The following is a 15,681-nucleotide window of genomic DNA, read 5'->3' as shown; positions in this document are numbered from 1 at the left end:
GAGGGTGCATTCACCCACCGTAGATTTCCCGTTATGGTACCTATCAATTTATGAAAGCACAGCCAGCTTTGAACAACGACCACCCGGTCAGCGCCTATTTTCGCGCGGATGACCCACAATGGCACTGGCTAGAGCAACGTGACTGCGCTGATGTCAGCCGCTTTTTAACCGCGGCAAACCAACAGCATGCCGAATGGTTCAAACCGCTGGAACCGCTTGCCGATGCGCTTTATGAAAGCCACCTGCGCCGGCGGGAACTCGCAGTTACCAGTCTTCAGACAACACTCGACCACTTTACGTTCTGGAGCGAGACAGCGGCCGACGAGGAATACCCCCGCTGGTGGCGTCACCCTAACGGCCAGCCCGATGCCCCAGACTGCATTCTAGCAGTGCCCGACCTTGCCGCCGGGCAGCCATTCTACGAAATGGGCGACATGGCGCTGTCACCTGATGAAGCATGGCTGGCCTGGACCGACGACACTCAGGGGGACGAGCGTTTTACCCTGTGGCTGAAACGTCTGCCTGACGGCCAACCGGTCCAGTTGCTCAGCGACATCGGCCCCGGCATCTGCTGGGCAGAAGACCAGACCGCTGGCAATGCATCGCTATTGTTTACCCGCTTCGACGACACTCAACGTCCGGACAGCATTTGGTGCCTGCCGATCAGCCTTGACCAGACACCGCACTCACAGACAGCGACGTTATTGCTGCGCGAGGACGACCCCGAATTTTGGCTGGGCATGGGCAAAACCCGTTCGCGGGAGTGGCTGGTGCTTGAAAGCGCCTCCAAGGACACCAGTGAAGTCCATCTGGTGCCAGCCCGAACGCCAACCCATCCCCCACGCTGCCTCCAGCCTCGCCAACCAGGCGTTGAGTATACGATAGACCATCGTCCCGGCGTGTTTTATCGACTGCATAACCAGGCCAGCACCCACTTCCAACTGGATGTTTTGCCCGTCGATGAACTGGATAGCGACCTGCCTGCTTGGCAGCCCCTCGTCCCGGCGCGGGAAGATGCGACCCTGGAGGGGGTTGATGCTTTCGCCTGGGGGCTGATACTGGCTGAACGCGATCATGATCAAGCACAGGTGAGACTGCGTCGTCTGGACATTAATCCACACCAGCAGATCACCCGGGACGACTACCTCGCCCAACCCGAGTTGCTTTGCTCACAGTTGCTTGAGGACGCGCCCCACTTTGACACCCAAGAGCTGCGCCTAAGGGAGGAATCGTTTACCCGTCCGCCGAGCTGGTATGCCCTGGACCTGATCACCGGGGAGCGCACGCTGCTCAAACGCGTGCCGGTATATGGCAGCCTGGCACCCGAGCAGCTCGTCAGTCAGCGGGTATGGGCGGCCAGTGCCGACGGCCAGCGTGTGCCCGTCTCGGTTGTCACTCGCCGCGACCTGGCCAACCAGCCGCTGCCCACTCTGCTATATGGCTATGGCGCATACGGTGAACCGCTTGACCCATGGTTTTCCATTGCCCGCCTGGAACTGCTCGAACGGGGTGTCGCCTTTGCCGTGGCCCACGTGCGCGGAGGCGGCGAACGCGGCGAACCCTGGTATTTGGACGGCAAAATGGCCCACAAGGAACACAGCTTTGACGATTTTCTAGCCGCCCGCGATGCACTGGTGGCACAAGGCTTGAGCGATCCCCAGCGAGTTGTCGCCTGTGGCGCAAGCGCGGGCGGCCTGCTTGTCGGCACCTGCCTCAACCGAGCCCCTGAGTCGTTTTGCGCCGGTGTCCTCGAGGTGCCGTTTCTGGACGTGCTGCGCACCATGCAGAATCCGGCACTGCCGCTGACCACCGCCGAATACAGCGAATGGGGCAATCCGGCCGACCCGCAGGTGGCCGAGCGCATCCGCCATTATTCGCCCATCGATAATGTGACGGCACAGCGCTACCCGGCGCTTTGGCTCGAAGGCAGCTGGTTTGATACCCGGGTTAGCTACTGGGAGCCGGCCAAATTCTATGCGCGCGTCAGTCAACTCCAGCAAGGCGACGCCCCGGTATTGCTACACACTGACATGAGCAGCGGTCACGGTGGCGCCTCCGGTCGTTTCAAGGGGTGGCGGGACGCCGCTCGCCAGGATGCCTTTATCCTCTGGGCACTGGGTTTGATAGATTAAGACACAGCGATGCCAAGGAAGGCATGTTACATGGGTAATACGGCGATGATGTGGGATTCCAAGTGGTTTTCGGGAACATCATCTTGCGAAACCGCATAGCTTCTCACGCTCACCCCTTTGCGATGGACTCGCTCGGCATCGTTGCTGAGTAACGGATGCCAGCCAGCCAGCTTTCGCCCTTCGGCGACGCGCCGGTAGCCACAGGTTGACGGCAACCAGGTGAATTCTTTCACCAGTTCGGGGGTTAGCTGAGTGCAGTCGGGGACGAAGTCAAAACGATTTTCGTAATCGCTGCATTGGCAACTGTGGGTATCCAGCAGCCGACAGGCCACATTGAGCACGGCCAGCTCCTGGCTCTCCTCATCGTGCAGCTTCAACAGACAGCACTGCCCGCAGCCGTCACAGAGTGCCTCCCACTCGGGCGTGGTCAATTCTTCCAGCGTATAACGCTCCCAAAAGCGCTCACGTAACGCGCCTGTCATTGGATCACCTTCACTTGCTACTCGTATGCGTTGGGAAACGACGCTCGGTACCTAGCGCATCAAAAAGCGCGGGCCAGAGTTCATCAAAATCGCTCTTCAATCGAGCGTAATCCTCGTGCAGCCATGGGACAAGCTCCGCCAGCCGATTGGGTCCCGAAAGCCGCCTGCCAACGCCGGCAATGGCCTGGCAAGTAAAATCAAAATCGGCATAGCGGCGCAGCCAGTCGTGGGAGATCAAGGGCTCCACCATGGGGGCCAGACGGTCAGGCGCGGAACGCTCATTCAGCAGTCGATAGCACCGCTCGATCAGTACCGGCTGCGAGGCGTCGGCATGGGACTCAAGGGAGAGAAAGTGGTCCCAGACAATATCCAATGCAATGCCCATAAAGCGTCGCTGAGCGGGAGGCGACCGACGTAACGCCGCCTTGACGCATGGATGCCCATCCACCCAGGCATCCACACGGCGGTGGTGACGGATCCCCAGTGCCGTATCATCAGGCCAGACGGCCAGATCGCGACCTTTTACGCCATCCGCAATCAGGTTGCCGTAGAGAAAGTCATCACTGCCGTCGCGGGCAAGCCAGGCGTGGGCCAGAAAATTCATTCGTCTGACGGGTTGCCGGAACGCTGCTGGGCCAAGTGCTCGGTCAACAAGTTCGTTTCATTGCCAGGCGGCATCTGCAGATAAAAACCTTGGGAATCAATCGCCTCGATGATGTCTGCAGCACTGGCACGCGCCAGCTTTTTATCAGCGGTCAAGATCATGGTGAGCAACGCCTGGGGTTTGCCAAACGACGTCAGTAGCGGTTCGGGGACATGCGTGAGTCCCTGACGCTTATCAACGTAAAGATACATCTCCTCTTTACGCGAGCTTTTGAAAATCTCACACAACAGTTTATCGCTCACTCAGCTTGCGCCTCCAACGCCTTCGTCAGATCATCATTCAGCCGCTCACCTCGCCAACCGGTGGGAAGGGTTAACGGTGTCCCCGCCAGCGATTGCATGACCAACGCCTCGAGATCACGGCGGCGCAGCAAAACCTCAGGCGCAAGTCCCAGTTCATCAGCGTGGCCTTTAACCACTTTCTTTAACGCCTTGAACCGATGCTTGAAAGCTGGCTGCATCGGATCCGGCCAGGGCGTGGGCAATACTTCGCTGGGCGTATGCTGGGCCTGCTTGACGAATCCCAGCAGAGCATCACCCTCCTTCTTGACCAGCGGTGGTGTCATACCTTCAACACGGGCCAGTTCATAGCGATTGGCGGGCATCGCCTCGGCGATGGCCATCAAGTGTTTATCGCTTATCAACCAGTTGCGCGGTATGTCGCGACGACGGGTCTCGCCTTCCCGCCAGGTGGTCATCAACTGATACGCTTTCAGCTGAGGGGCGGTAAGTCGCCATAGCTGGCGTTGCCGGGTGTACCACTGTGTGTCGTTGTCATCACTGCGGCCTGCCTGGTCGATCAGTTGGCGGCAGTCGCTCTCCAGCCAGGCAAACCGGTCAAGGTGCTCAAGCTGCTCACGCTGTTTTGCCCATACATCGAGCAGGTAAATAACGTCCAGAGCGGCATATTCACACTGCGCGGAGGACAATGGTCGTTCCAGCCAGTTGGAGCGGGTTTCTTCCTTGGGCAGGGTTCTACCCACCCAGGCCTCAACCAGCTTCTGGTATCCCATGCTGGGATTTTCACCCAGAAACCCCTGTGCCACCTGGGTATCGATCAACGGGCTTGGCAAGACACCTGCCCAGATTTGAAACACTTCCAGGTCTTCACTGCAGGCATGCAGCAGCTTGATTGCTTGGTTCTGCAGCAATGCTCGAAAGGCATCGGTACAAGGCGTTGCCAGCGGATCGATCAGAAACGCATGCTCACCCGCACTGAACTGGATTAGCGCCGGGATGGGAAAAAACGTTTTCTCGCGGAAAAACTCCGTATCCAACGCAATGACAGGGGCATCGGCCACCTGCTGGCAGGCGTCATCAAGGGCCTGCGGCGAGGCAATCCAGCTGATGTCAGCGGGTTGAAATGAGGACAAAAGTCTATTCCCTGTTCACACAACCGCCTGAGCGCTTGCTTAAGATAAGTTATTCACTACTGAACGGCTGACGGCCGTTGAACGCTCGGCTAAGCGTGCCGCCGTCTACGTACTCCAGCTCACCGCCCATGGGGACACCGTAGGCGAGCCGCGATAGCGTCACACCATGATTCGCCAGCAAGGCAGCAATGTAGTGTGCGGTGGCTTCGCCCTCCACCGTGGGGTTGGTGGCAAGCACCACTTCGCTGATTTGACCTTCCGCGACACGAGCTTCAAGCACATCCAGACCGATGGCATCAGGTCCAATACCATCCAGCGGCGACAGGTGGCCGTGAAGGACGAAATAGCGACCCTGAAAACCACCGGCTTCTTCAATCGCCAATTGATCGGCAGGTGATTCCACCACGCATAGCAGGTGATCATGACGTCGCGGGCTTTCACACAACGCGCAAATATCGGCTTCTGTCAGCGTTCGACAACGCCGACAGTAGCCAACTTCGTCAATCGCCTGCTGGATGGTGGACGCCAGTTTCTGGCCGCCGGGGCGGTCCCTTTCCAGCAGGTGCATGGCCATTCGCTGTGCTGTTTTGGGCCCCACGCCCGGCAAGACGCGAAAAGCCTCCATCAGTTGCTCGACTAGCGGAGAAAACCGCATCATTTAAAATGGCATTTTGAAGCCGGGGGGCAGGTCGAGCCCGGCAGTGGCTTCTTCCATTTTGGCTTTCGAACTGACCTCGACTTTGCGCACTGCATCGTTGACGGCAGCGGCCAGAAGATCTTCCAGCAGTTCTTTGTCTTCCTGCATGACGCTCTGGTCGATATCGACCGAAATCACGTCATGACGGCCATTCATGGTCACCTTGACCATGCCGGCCCCGGCTTCGCCCAATACTTCTGCCTCGGCCACTTCTTCCTGGGCACGCTGCATTTTTTCCTGCATCTCTTGGGCTTGTTTCATCAAGTTGCCCATGCCGCCTTTCATCATGGTAAGACTCTCCAATCATCAGTGGATCGCACAGCGTTAGCGCGACGCTTCAACAGGTTTGACACTGGTTTCGACAAGCTGTGCGCCGAAAGCCTGAATTAACTCTACTACATGGGGGTCGCGCTGCAATACATCAACCGCCTGAGCGTGACGCTCAGCCTGACAACGCACTTCGCGTTGCCGAGGGGTTTCCAGAGCCTCGGCAAGGGCTTCCACATGAAACACCACTCGGCGCTTTACTCCCAGCTCAGCCAGCGCCTTCTCGATGCGCGTCTGGTGAACCTCGGCTTGCATCGCCGACTGGCTAGGCGCTAACCGCAGCGTCAAGGTGTGCCCGTCGTCATTGACCAACTGACAATGGGCGGCCAGGTTACGGGTCAGACCACCCAGCCCAAGGGCATCGAACTGCTCAAGCCATTGCGCATGATCCCAGTACTCGCCCGTGGGCTTGGAAGCACTGACTTGCGTAGACGGCTCTGGCTCTGGCTCTGGCTCTGGCTCTGGCTCTGGCTCTGGCTCTGGCTCTGGCTCTGGCTCTGGCTCTGAGGTCAGCGTTGGCTCATCTTGAGAGGCGTCAAGCGCCCAAGGGGGCGCTACTGACGCCTCTTCATCGTTGACCGACGCCGGAGCCGGAGGCGGCGAATCCTCTGGCTTTGCTTCTGACCGCTCCCCGGCAGGCGCCTCTTCAGGCGCTTCGGGCTGGACTGGCGCTTCAGGCTGAAGCGGCAGTTTGGTAGTCGGCGGTTTGGGCACCCCCTGTGGGCGGAATGCCAGCATTCTCAGCAGCGTCATTTCCAGCGCACTGCGCAAATCGGGGGCGTGTTGCATATCGCCACGCCCCTGAATACCAATTTGATAATACAGCTGAATATCCTCGGCGCTGAAACGCGATGCCAATTGCAGGATGACGTCCCGGTCGCCGTGGCTGTTATCCACCGCATCGGGCACCATCTGCGCCACGGCCAAGCGGTGCAACACGCCGGTAACATCATCCAGCACTGCGGCAAAATCAGGGCTTTGCTCAGCCAGCTGGCCGACTTCCGCCAGCAAGCGGGCGACGTCAACCTCTGCCAAGGCTTCTATCAGCGCAATCACATGGCGGTGGTCCAGGGTGCCCAGCATCGCCGCCACATCCGCGTGCCTGACGGCACCCTGACCAAAGGCAATCGCCTGATCAGTCAGACTCATGGCATCGCGCATGGAGCCATCAGCCGCTTTACCCAACAGCCAAAGCGCACTCTCGTCAAAGGCGACGCCTTCACTGTTCAGTATATGCGTCAGGTGCGTCACCACGCGTTCCGGCGGCATGTGCTTGAGCGTGAATTGCAGGCAGCGCGAGAGCACAGTCGCGGGAAGCTTTTGCGGATCGGTGGTCGCCAGCAGGAACTTGACGTGAGGGGGAGGCTCTTCAAGGGTTTTCAGCAGCGCGTTGAAACTGCTTGTCGAGAGCATATGCACCTCATCAATGAGGTACACCTTATAGCGCCCTTGGGTCGGGGCGTATTGAACGTTGTCGAGCAGTTCACGGGTGTCTTCGACCTTGGTGCGCGAGGCGGCATCCACCTCGATCAAGTCGACAAAACGCCCTTCATCGATGGCCTGGCAGCTATCGCACTGCCCACAGGGGGTTGAGGTAACCCCTTCATCGCCGCGACCATTGGCGGTGCAATTCAGGCATTTGGCCAGTATTCGTGCCAGCGTGGTCTTGCCCACGCCCCTCGTACCGGTAAAAAGGTACGCATGGTGCAGGCGGCCCTGGTCAAGGGCATTGACCAAGGCACGCTGCACATGGGCCTGGCCCACAAGCTCGTGAAAAGTACGCGGCCGCCATTTACGGGCCAGAACCTGATAGCTCATTGAGCATGACATCCTTGGGCGGTGTGGCTTCAGAGCCAAGATAAAACGTTATTCTAGCGACTGCGCCACGACCCGCCAACCGTCTACCCAACGGGCCAGGCAAACCCGTTAGGCATTGTCACCGCTTTCATTGGCAGCGGCGCGCTGCCCTGCTTCTTTAACCAGCGTTTCCAGCTCGCCGTTCTGATGCATCTCGATCACGATATCGCAGCCACCGACCAGCTCACCTTCAACCCACAGCTGCGGGAATGTCGGCCAGTTGGCAATTTTCGGCAGCTCGGCACGAATATCCGGGTTATCCAGCACGTTGACGAACGCAAAGCGCTCGCCACAGCTCATCAGTGCCTGCACGGTTTGGGCTGAGAAGCCACATTGCGGCAGCTGAGGCGTGCCTTTCATGTAAATCAGGATCGGGTTTTCACTGATTTGACGCTGAATATTGTCGGCCGTGGTGCTCATACAGTCTCCTATAGAGATGGGCCTCGATGGTCGATTCGACGGCGCACCGCCGGGTAGCCTCAAGGCGATTGATGGATAATGCAGCATGCTTGAGGCATGGCACTTTAATACCCGAGCATACTACTCAACCTTATGCGGTGCCTGCCATTCTACGCGTGCCAACCACGTTGCGCATCCCCCAGGGCATCGCTAGGATAGGGTTTTTGCGCGGAGACTACCTTCATGGCGACACGCCATTTTCTGACGTTACTGGACTTAACGCCCGACGAACTGAACTATTTGATTCAGCGTGCCATCACGGTCAAGAGCAACCTGAAGGCGCAAGGGCCACGCTACACGCCGTTGCCTAACCGCACGCTGGCGATGATCTTCGAGAAATCATCGACTCGTACACGCGTTTCGTTCGAGACGGCCATGGCGCAATTCGGCGGCCACGCCCTGTTTCTCTCTCCCCGTGATACGCAGTTGGGACGCGGCGAACCCATTGAGGACACCGCCCGCGTGCTTGCTGAAATGGTCGATGCCGTAATGATTCGCACCTTTTCTCACGCTGGCCTGGAAACCTACGCCAACGCCAGCAGCGTACCGGTCATCAACGCGCTGAGCGATGACTACCACCCCTGCCAGCTGCTCGCCGATGTCATGACCTGGACCGAGCTTCGCGGCAGTGTCAAGGGACGGACGGCGGTATGGGTTGGTGATGGTAATAACATGTGCCACTCCTGGATCAACGCCGCGCGCCAGTTCGACTTTCACCTGCGTATTTGCTGCCCCAAGGGGTACGAACCACGAGCCGACATCATGGCAGCTGCTGGCGATCAGGTGACGCTCCTGCACGACCCGCAAGCCGCCGCCGACGGCGCCGACCTGATCACCACGGATGTCTGGGCCTCCATGGGGCAAGAAGAAGAACAGGCCAAGCGCGAAGCGGATTTCGCAGGCTTCCAGGTCACCGAGGCGTTACTTGATAAAGCCAAGCCTGACGCACTGTTTTTGCACTGCCTGCCCGCTCATCGTGGCGAGGAAATCAGCCACACGCTACTTGATGACCCACGCGCCGTGGTTTGGCAGGAAGCGGGTAATCGTCTCCATGCTCAGAAGGCGCTGATCGAGTTCTTGCTACTTGGCAAGGTGAGTTCTTAGCGGCTCGGTTATTGTCATCCTGCGACAGGCCCAAAAAAAACGCCCCATCGGTGAGCCGATAGGGCGTTTTTAGGATATTCATGGTGGAGCCTAGCGGGATCGAACCGCTGACCTCAACACTGCCAGTGTTGCGCTCTCCCAGCTGAGCTAAGGCCCCACAAGCTGTCATTGCAGCAGCGAGGCGCATACTACGATGCCAATTGCCGTTGGTCAAGGTTTTACGCATTTCACCGCTTACTAATTCTCCTTTACTAACAGCTGTGGCACTCTATAGGACATAACAGGGTCACATCGTATAGTTAGCCTGCTTTTTAACGACTAATGGGCGCAAGCGACAACGACCCAGCTTCTGGAATCCACCGCATGCAAAATGTGACCCTTCAATGCAGGAGCTTGTCCTTTGATCAACGTTTTAATTGCCGATGATCACCATCTGGTGAGAACAAGTATCGCCCACCTACTGAACGACGAAACCGATATTCGTATCGTCGGTGAGGCCGATGACGGTGAAAGCGCCGTTTCCAAATGCCGTCAGTTGAGACCCGACATTGTACTGATGGACATCCGCATGCCGGGCATAGGTGGGCTGGAAGCCACTCGCCGCATCCATCGTGGCATGGCAGACATCAAGGTATTGATTCTTACCGGCTACTTAGAGGATAACGTCGCCCGACGCATGCTCGAAGCAGGGGCCGCCGGGTTCTTGAGCAAGGGCACCAACGCCACTGAAATGGTGAACGCCATTCGTGACGTTTTTCATGGGCGACGTTATATCAGCCAAGAGATTGCCCAGCGCCTGGCCATGTTACACTTCCATACTGAAGACAGCCCATTCGCCCACCTGTCGCACCGCGAACTGCAAATAGCGCTGATGATTGTTAACTGCCAGCGGGTTCAGGATATTTCTGACCGCCTGCACCTTAGCCCCAAGACAGTCAACACCTACCGCTATCGACTGTTTGAAAAGCTTCAGGTGGCCACCGACGTGGAACTGACCCACCTTGCGCTACGCCACAATTTGGTCGAGGGGTTTGATCAGGCAGAAAGTTGATCTCCTCGTTGACCAGCGGGCGGCGATAAAGACAGCAACGCTTGACTATGACCTTTGATGCAAAACAGTTTTTAAGCACGGTAAGCACGTCTCCCGGCGTTTACCGCATGCTCGATACAGAGGGCAACACCCTTTATGTCGGCAAGGCGAAGCGACTGAAAGCTCGCTTGGCAAGCTACTTCCGTGGCCAACTCAACGCTAAAACCCAAGCCATGGTGGGGCGCATTGCGGATGTCCAGGTCACCGTCACACGTAGCGAAACAGAAGCCCTGCTGCTCGAACAGACGCTGATCAAGGAACTGCGGCCTCCCTACAACATCCTGCTGCGCGATGATAAGTCATATCCTTTCGTGTTCGTCAGTGACCGCCATCCCTACCCTGCGCTTGAATACAAGCGGGCGCGCCAACGGCGTGGTGATGGACGCTATCTCGGGCCTTACCCCAGCAGTGGCGCCGTCCGGGAAAGCCTTGCCCTGATGCAAAAGATCTTCCGCATTCGTAACTGCGAAGACAGTGTCTTCGCACACCGGTCACGTCCATGCCTGCAGTATCAGATCCAGCGCTGCAGCGCCCCCTGCGTGGACTACATTTCGGCCGAAGATTACCAGCGCGACGTTGAACACGCGGTGATGTGCCTGGAAGGCAAAAGCGAACATGTCACCCAGGAGTTGACCGCCTCAATGGAGGCGGCAAGCCAGGCACTGGATTTTGAAGAAGCCGCACGCTTTCGTGACCAGATACAGCAATTGCGTCAGCTCCAGCAGCGCCAGTTTGTCGATACCGAAAGCGGCAATGCCGATATTTTCGCCCTGGCCCAGCGCCCGGGGGCACTGGGTATCTCGGTGCTGAGCGTGCGCGATGGCCGTTTGCTCGGCGCCCGCCATCACATGCCCAAAAACGATCTCGACCTGTCACCGGAGCTGCTGTTGACCGAGGTGGTCAGCCAGTACTACCTGGGACAGCCGCATAATATTCCCAGCGAGGTGATCACCAGCCATCCGCTTGAAGATGCCCAGTTATTGTCTGATGCACTCTCCCAGCACGCCGGAAAGCGCATCCGGGTTACCAGTCAGGTACGCGGCCACCGTGCCCAATGGCAGCACCTGGCCATGACCAACGCCGAGCAGCAACTGGCCTCCCAGCTCGCTAACCAGAGCCAACTGAGCGAGCGTTTCAGCGCCCTGCAACAAGCACTTGGGCTTGAGGAAACTCCCCAGCGATTGGAATGCTTCGATATCAGCCACAGTCATGGTGAAGCCACCGTGGCTTCGTGCGTGGTGTTTGATCAGCAAGGGCCTCGCAAGGGCGATTATCGCCATTTCCGCATTGAGGGCGTGGCGGCGGGTGATGACTATGCGGCCATGCAGCAGGCGCTAACACGGCGGCTCAAACGGATGAAAAACGGCGAAGCCATAGCGCCGGATATTTTAATTGTCGACGGTGGCAAGGGACAGTTGAACATGGCCCGCGAGGTGTTGAGCACGCTGGACATCAGCTCGATCACCTTGCTGGGTGTAGCGAAAGGCACCACGCGAAAAGCCGGCCTTGAAAGCGTGTTTCTCGACACGCCAGACCATCCATTACCCCTCGACCCCGCTTCTCCAGCGCTGCACCTTATCCAACATATTCGCGACGAATCACACCGCTTTGCCATTGCAGGCCACCGTGCCCAACGCGACAAGGCAAGACGCACGTCGACACTGCAGGACATCCCCAAGGTCGGCCCCAAACGGCGACGAGAACTGCTGCGTTTTTTTGGTGGTTTGCAAGGTGTGCAAAAAGCCAGTCGCGCCGAACTCGCCCGCGTTCCAGGTATCAGCGAAGCCCTGGCCGAGAGCATTTATCTCGCACTCCACGGATAAAACCCATCGTGGACATGGATGCCATAGGCCAAGGCAGATAGAATAGCGCCATACACCTTTGTTTCCATGACTCCACGGCAAGGATCGCACTCCGCGATGAATATACCCAACATACTCACGCTCGCAAGAATCGCGTTTATTCCCCTGCTGGTGGTGCTGTTTTACCTGCCTTTCAGTTGGAGCATGCCCATCGCCGCCGGGATGTTCGCCCTGGCGTCCGTCACCGACTGGCTTGACGGCTACCTGGCGCGTCGCTGGGATCAGTCCACGCCTTTCGGGGCATTTCTTGACCCTGTCGCCGATAAGCTGATGGTCGCCGTCGCCCTGGCACTGCTGATCGAGCGCTTTGATACGGCGCTACTTACGCTCCCTGCCCTGGTGATCATCGGGCGCGAAATTGTCATTTCAGCACTACGCGAATGGATGGCGGAAATGGGCAAGCGTGGCATGGTCGCCGTATCCTGGGTCGGCAAGCTTAAAACCACACTGCAGATGGTCGCCATACTGGTGCTGCTTGCCTTCCCTCCTGCGCATCCGCTGGCGCAAATCGGCGTGGTCATTCTTTACGCCGCGGCCATGTTAACGCTGTGGTCGATGATCCAGTACTTAAAATCCGCCTGGCCTCATCTCAGTCGCTCAATGTAGATATTCGCGCAACCTGATAGCGGAAATGTTTGATTGACAAGCTAAACGCGTTGCGTATAATTCGCCCTCGAGTCGAGCGGGAATAGCTCAGCGGTAGAGCATCGCCTTGCCAAGGCGAGGGTCGGGAGTTCGAATCTCCTTTCCCGCTCCAACTTGGATTGTGTGGAAAAGCAAGTGAGGGTCGTGAGCTGGAACGCCAGCCCGGTCGAATCACCTTTCCCGCTCCAACGACTCACCGAGGCTGGATGGCAGAGTGGTTATGCAGCGGACTGCAACTCCGTGTACGCCGGTTCGATTCCGACTCCAGCCTCCATCTTTCCGGTGCACCGATTCCCATCGCTGCGCTGCCCGGATGGCGAAATTGGTAGACGCAAGAGACTTAAAATCTCTCGGGGGCAACCCCGTGCCGGTTCAAGTCCGGCTCCGGGCACCATTCCTGAAATCCCCCCGATGTTATCGCCTGATCTGGCTTTTTTGATTTAGCTGCTGTTAACCGCGCCGAATAATCCAGTGCCTGCGTTATCGCCATCTGCCTGACACCGCGCTATGATGCCTGCCGTCACCCCAAACGCTATCAGCCGTCGCTGATCCGCTGACTCAAAGCCCAGGACAAGCCCGCTAAGGAGCCCCCATGACGACGCCCACCTCAGAGATATTGATCATCGGTGGCGGCGTTGCCGGCTTAACCCTTGCCTTGACCGCTGCTGAAACGCACCGGGTGGCGCTGATACGACCGGCTCAGGACGACAAGGGGGCCAGCCGCTGGGCACAGGGCGGCATTGCCGCTGTGCTTTCGCCCGACGATCATGTCGATGCCCACGTCAACGACACACTGATTGCCGGTGACGGCCTGTGCGATGAGCAAGCGGTGCGCTTCACGGTCGAGCACGGTCCGGAAGCCATTGCGTGGCTGATTGATAGCGGTGTGCCCTTTACACCCGACCACTCTGCCGAGGCACGTTATCCCTTTCACTTGACGCGTGAAGGCGGGCATAACGCACGGCGTATCATTCACGCTGACGATGCTACCGGGCGCGCCGTGGTCGACACCCTGTTACAGCGCGTCACGGCACATCCCAATATCCAGCAGTACCATCACCTTAGCGTGGTGGGGTTGATACAAGATGATCAAGGGATATGTCTAGGCGCTTACGCACTCGACGAGCAACACCAGTGGCATACGCTGACAGCACAACACACGGTACTCGCCACCGGGGGGGCCAGCGGCCTCTACCAGCACACCACGACCCCCGCCCCCAGCAGCGGCGAAGGCATGATCATGGCGGCAGAACTCGGTGCCACCCTGATGAACCTGGAGTTTCAACAGTTTCATCCCACTTGCCTGTACGACCCGGACGGCCCGGCCTTTCTGATTAGCGAAGCCGTACGTGGCGAGGGCGGTCACCTGCTCAATGCAGCAGGTAAGCGCTTTATGCCCGCACTGGACGCCAGAGCCGAGCTTGCCCCCCGTGATGTTGTCGCGCGCGCCATCGACGCCGAGATACAGACTCAGGCGCTACCCCATGTATGGCTGGACATACGCCACTTAGGTGTAGAGGCTATACAGCATCACTTCCCGACGATTCAAGCGCACTGCGCATCGCGCGGTATCGACATCACCCAACAGCCTATTCCCGTGGTTCCCGCGGCGCACTACAGCTGCGGAGGTGTCGCCACTGACCTTACCGGCGCCACTGGCGTGCCGGGACTATTCGCCATCGGCGAAACAGCCTGCACGGGGCTGCACGGGGCCAACCGCATGGCCAGCAACTCACTGCTGGAGTGCCTGGTGTTTGCCCGGAGTTGCGCCCATGCCATTCAAGCGACCGCCTCCGTCACAAGGCAATACGACGTCAACTTGCCGTCGCTCCCCGGCGCCGATGCGTTTATCGATACCCAGATCGCAGCGTTGCGCAAACAGCTACGTGCCACCATGAGCCAGCATGTCGCCATTGTGAGAAGCACTGCTGGCCTCGCTTCTGCCAGCAAGGCCCTCACTGAGATAGCCGCCGCACTTGGCGAGCTGAGTAATGGCCAGATGACGGTGGAGGCACAGCGTTTGCAGCAGTTGATCAACCTTGCACGATTAACGGTCACCGCGGCGCAGCAGCGGCATGAATCAAGAGGCTTGCACTACACCATGGATTGGCCTGGGCACGCTGAACACAGCCAGCCGTCCCGGCTCACGCTCAAGGATCTACCCAAGGGCTAGACACCTGTCGGACGGAACGTTTAGCGACCGGGAGAGTGAAACAAACGGCGCACCGCCCGGTGCGCTTCCCGGGGAACGCTATCAGGCCACAGCCAGACGCGCTGCTGGCCCACCTTCAGGCCTACCAGCCATGGCGTCAGGTAGTCACAGCTGACGACCAATGACGCATCAAGCTCGCCTTGCGGCAGCAACCAACGGCCAAGAGGGCCTTCCGCCCGAGGCAGAAGATAAAGGGTACCGCGAGGCAGGCAGCGAACGCTGCGCCACAAGCAACCCCCGCCCACCCCTATCACCATAGCGGCCGTTAGCCACCCCATAGTGGCCAGGCACATCAAAGCAAGCCCCAGCAGCAGGCCACTGTGTAGCCCACCCCATAGCCTAGAGCGTGCGATAGGCAGAATTATCGGTGCTTTCGGCATGCTCGACGATCATCTTCACAACACGGCGCAGGACGGGGTCGCCCGGCCATTCCCGGCGCATCAGCCAGACAAACAAATCTTGATCTTCTTCCTCAATCAGTTGTTGAAAAGCAAGCTGGTCACCCTCCTCCAACTGGTCGTAACGCTGTTCCAAAAAGGGAATTAACAGTAAATCCAGCTCCCACATACCTCGACGTGAGTGCCAATAAAGCCGCTTGCGGGCGATAGCGGCTGGGGATGTGTCGTCGCTCAACGTTGGCCTCTCTTGGGAAAAAATGGAATGAGGGATCAGTATACCTAAGCCACAGGGTCGCGCCAGGGCCTCGCTTGGCCTATGCTAATATCGATTGTAGTACCTTGTTTTATCTAAATTGTTTTATCTTCGATTGCGCAGTATG

16 protein-coding genes and 4 tRNA genes are annotated in these 15,681 nt (G+C 58.4%); 9 read left to right on the top strand and 11 right to left on the bottom strand.

Annotated features, from left to right (window positions below):
• Positions 1-50: 50 nt before the first annotated feature.
• Entirely contained in the window at positions 51-2,132 is a 2,082-nt protein-coding gene (locus QC816_RS13535) for a S9 family peptidase (protein ID WP_309782806.1), read from the top strand.
• 26 nt (positions 2,133-2,158) lie between these two features.
• On the opposite strand, the gene QC816_RS13530 is transcribed toward QC816_RS13535, so the two are convergent.
• The 8 genes from QC816_RS13530 to grxD form a co-directional block, all read right to left on the bottom strand.
• Positions 2,159-2,614 (bottom strand): YcgN family cysteine cluster protein, encoded by a 456-nt coding sequence (locus QC816_RS13530; RefSeq protein WP_309782804.1) that lies wholly within the window; start codon positions 2,612-2,614, stop codon positions 2,159-2,161.
• Between the two features lie 10 nt (positions 2,615-2,624).
• On the bottom strand, positions 2,625-3,218 hold the full coding sequence (locus QC816_RS13525; RefSeq protein ID WP_264826295.1) for an acyl carrier protein phosphodiesterase: 594 nt from the start codon (positions 3,216-3,218) through the stop codon (positions 2,625-2,627).
• Entirely contained in the window at positions 3,215-3,520 is a 306-nt protein-coding gene (locus tag QC816_RS13520) for a YcgL domain-containing protein (RefSeq protein ID WP_264826296.1), read from the bottom strand. The genes QC816_RS13525 and QC816_RS13520 overlap by 4 nt, the downstream gene beginning before the upstream one ends.
• Positions 3,517-4,650 carry a ribonuclease D gene (gene rnd / locus QC816_RS13515; RefSeq protein WP_199285087.1) on the bottom strand — a complete coding sequence of 378 codons (1,134 nt, stop codon included), beginning with the start codon at positions 4,648-4,650 and terminating at the stop codon, positions 3,517-3,519. Before rnd ends, QC816_RS13520 begins: the two co-directional genes overlap by 4 nt.
• 49 nt (positions 4,651-4,699) lie before the next feature.
• Positions 4,700-5,305 carry a recombination mediator RecR gene (recR, locus tag QC816_RS13510; protein WP_085917527.1) on the bottom strand — a complete coding sequence of 202 codons (606 nt, stop codon included), beginning with the start codon at positions 5,303-5,305 and terminating at the stop codon, positions 4,700-4,702.
• 3 nt (positions 5,306-5,308) lie between these two features.
• Positions 5,309-5,635, bottom strand: coding sequence for a YbaB/EbfC family nucleoid-associated protein (locus QC816_RS13505; protein ID WP_085917485.1), 327 nt, complete (start codon positions 5,633-5,635; stop codon positions 5,309-5,311).
• Positions 5,636-5,671: 36 nt separating this feature from the next.
• Entirely contained in the window at positions 5,672-7,492 is a 1,821-nt protein-coding gene (gene dnaX, locus QC816_RS13500; RefSeq protein WP_309782800.1) for a DNA polymerase III subunit gamma/tau, read from the bottom strand.
• 108 nt (positions 7,493-7,600) lie between these two features.
• Positions 7,601-7,951, bottom strand: coding sequence for a Grx4 family monothiol glutaredoxin (grxD, locus tag QC816_RS13495; RefSeq protein ID WP_199285085.1), 351 nt, complete (start codon positions 7,949-7,951; stop codon positions 7,601-7,603).
• Positions 7,952-8,173: 222 nt separating this feature from the next.
• Here grxD and argF point away from each other — a divergent pair, with 222 nt between their 5' ends.
• A complete protein-coding gene (argF, locus tag QC816_RS13490) occupies positions 8,174-9,094 on the top strand; it encodes an ornithine carbamoyltransferase (protein WP_268900788.1) in 921 nt (306 codons plus the stop codon).
• Between the two features lie 81 nt (positions 9,095-9,175).
• Here argF and QC816_RS13485 read toward each other — a convergent pair.
• A tRNA-Ala gene (locus QC816_RS13485) sits at positions 9,176-9,251 on the bottom strand.
• A gap of 243 nt (positions 9,252-9,494) precedes the next feature.
• Here QC816_RS13485 and uvrY point away from each other — a divergent pair.
• The 7 genes from uvrY to nadB all read left to right on the top strand — a co-directional run bounded on the left by uvrY (position 9,495) and on the right by nadB (position 14,864).
• On the top strand, positions 9,495-10,145 hold the full coding sequence (uvrY, locus tag QC816_RS13480) for a UvrY/SirA/GacA family response regulator transcription factor (protein WP_085917481.1): 651 nt from the start codon (positions 9,495-9,497) through the stop codon (positions 10,143-10,145).
• A 47-nt stretch (positions 10,146-10,192) separates the two neighbouring features.
• Positions 10,193-12,007 carry an excinuclease ABC subunit UvrC gene (gene uvrC, locus QC816_RS13475; RefSeq protein ID WP_309782797.1) on the top strand — a complete coding sequence of 605 codons (1,815 nt, stop codon included), beginning with the start codon at positions 10,193-10,195 and terminating at the stop codon, positions 12,005-12,007.
• 96 nt (positions 12,008-12,103) lie between these two features.
• Positions 12,104-12,652: a CDP-diacylglycerol--glycerol-3-phosphate 3-phosphatidyltransferase gene (gene pgsA, locus QC816_RS13470; protein WP_085917479.1), complete on the top strand. Its 549-nt coding sequence runs from the start codon at positions 12,104-12,106 to the stop codon at positions 12,650-12,652.
• Positions 12,653-12,728: 76 nt separating this feature from the next.
• Positions 12,729-12,803: transfer RNA gene (locus tag QC816_RS13465), tRNA-Gly, on the top strand.
• Positions 12,804-12,891: 88 nt separating this feature from the next.
• Positions 12,892-12,965: transfer RNA gene (locus QC816_RS13460), tRNA-Cys, on the top strand.
• Positions 12,966-12,998: 33 nt separating this feature from the next.
• Positions 12,999-13,085: transfer RNA gene (locus QC816_RS13455), tRNA-Leu, on the top strand.
• 198 nt (positions 13,086-13,283) lie between these two features.
• Positions 13,284-14,864: an L-aspartate oxidase gene (nadB, locus tag QC816_RS13450; protein ID WP_199285083.1), complete on the top strand. Its 1,581-nt coding sequence runs from the start codon at positions 13,284-13,286 to the stop codon at positions 14,862-14,864.
• Positions 14,865-14,884: 20 nt separating this feature from the next.
• On the opposite strand, the gene QC816_RS13445 is transcribed toward nadB, so the two are convergent.
• Entirely contained in the window at positions 14,885-15,283 is a 399-nt protein-coding gene (locus QC816_RS13445) for a hypothetical protein (protein WP_139839339.1), read from the bottom strand.
• Positions 15,243-15,536 (bottom strand): FAD assembly factor SdhE, encoded by a 294-nt coding sequence (locus tag QC816_RS13440; RefSeq protein WP_085917476.1) that lies wholly within the window; start codon positions 15,534-15,536, stop codon positions 15,243-15,245. Before QC816_RS13440 ends, QC816_RS13445 begins: the two co-directional genes overlap by 41 nt.
• Between the last annotated feature and the right edge of the window lie 145 nt (positions 15,537-15,681).

It is taken from the genome of Vreelandella janggokensis, assembly GCF_031451615.1.
GTDB lineage: Bacteria > Pseudomonadota > Gammaproteobacteria > Pseudomonadales > Halomonadaceae > Vreelandella > Vreelandella janggokensis.
Note: the sequence above shows the minus strand (reverse complement) of the source record. Positions and strands in the feature narration are given on the sequence as shown.

Coding starts and splice junctions, on each gene's coding strand:
- QC816_RS13535 (WP_309782806.1), top strand. CDS start 51: ATGAAAGCACAGCCAGCTTTGAACAACGACCACCCGGTCAGCGCCTAT.
- QC816_RS13525 (WP_264826295.1), bottom strand. CDS start 3,218: ATGAATTTTCTGGCCCACGCCTGGCTTGCCCGCGACGGCAGTGATGAC.
- dnaX (WP_309782800.1), bottom strand. CDS start 7,492: ATGAGCTATCAGGTTCTGGCCCGTAAATGGCGGCCGCGTACTTTTCAC.
- QC816_RS13445 (WP_139839339.1), bottom strand. CDS start 15,283: ATGCCGAAAGCACCGATAATTCTGCCTATCGCACGCTCTAGGCTATGG.
- recR (WP_085917527.1), bottom strand. CDS start 5,305: ATGCGGTTTTCTCCGCTAGTCGAGCAACTGATGGAGGCTTTTCGCGTC.
- argF (WP_268900788.1), top strand. CDS start 8,174: ATGGCGACACGCCATTTTCTGACGTTACTGGACTTAACGCCCGACGAA.
- pgsA (WP_085917479.1), top strand. CDS start 12,104: ATGAATATACCCAACATACTCACGCTCGCAAGAATCGCGTTTATTCCC.
- uvrC (WP_309782797.1), top strand. CDS start 10,193: ATGACCTTTGATGCAAAACAGTTTTTAAGCACGGTAAGCACGTCTCCC.
- QC816_RS13505 (WP_085917485.1), bottom strand. CDS start 5,635: ATGATGAAAGGCGGCATGGGCAACTTGATGAAACAAGCCCAAGAGATG.
- nadB (WP_199285083.1), top strand. CDS start 13,284: ATGACGACGCCCACCTCAGAGATATTGATCATCGGTGGCGGCGTTGCC.
- QC816_RS13530 (WP_309782804.1), bottom strand. CDS start 2,614: ATGACAGGCGCGTTACGTGAGCGCTTTTGGGAGCGTTATACGCTGGAA.
- grxD (WP_199285085.1), bottom strand. CDS start 7,951: ATGAGCACCACGGCCGACAATATTCAGCGTCAAATCAGTGAAAACCCG.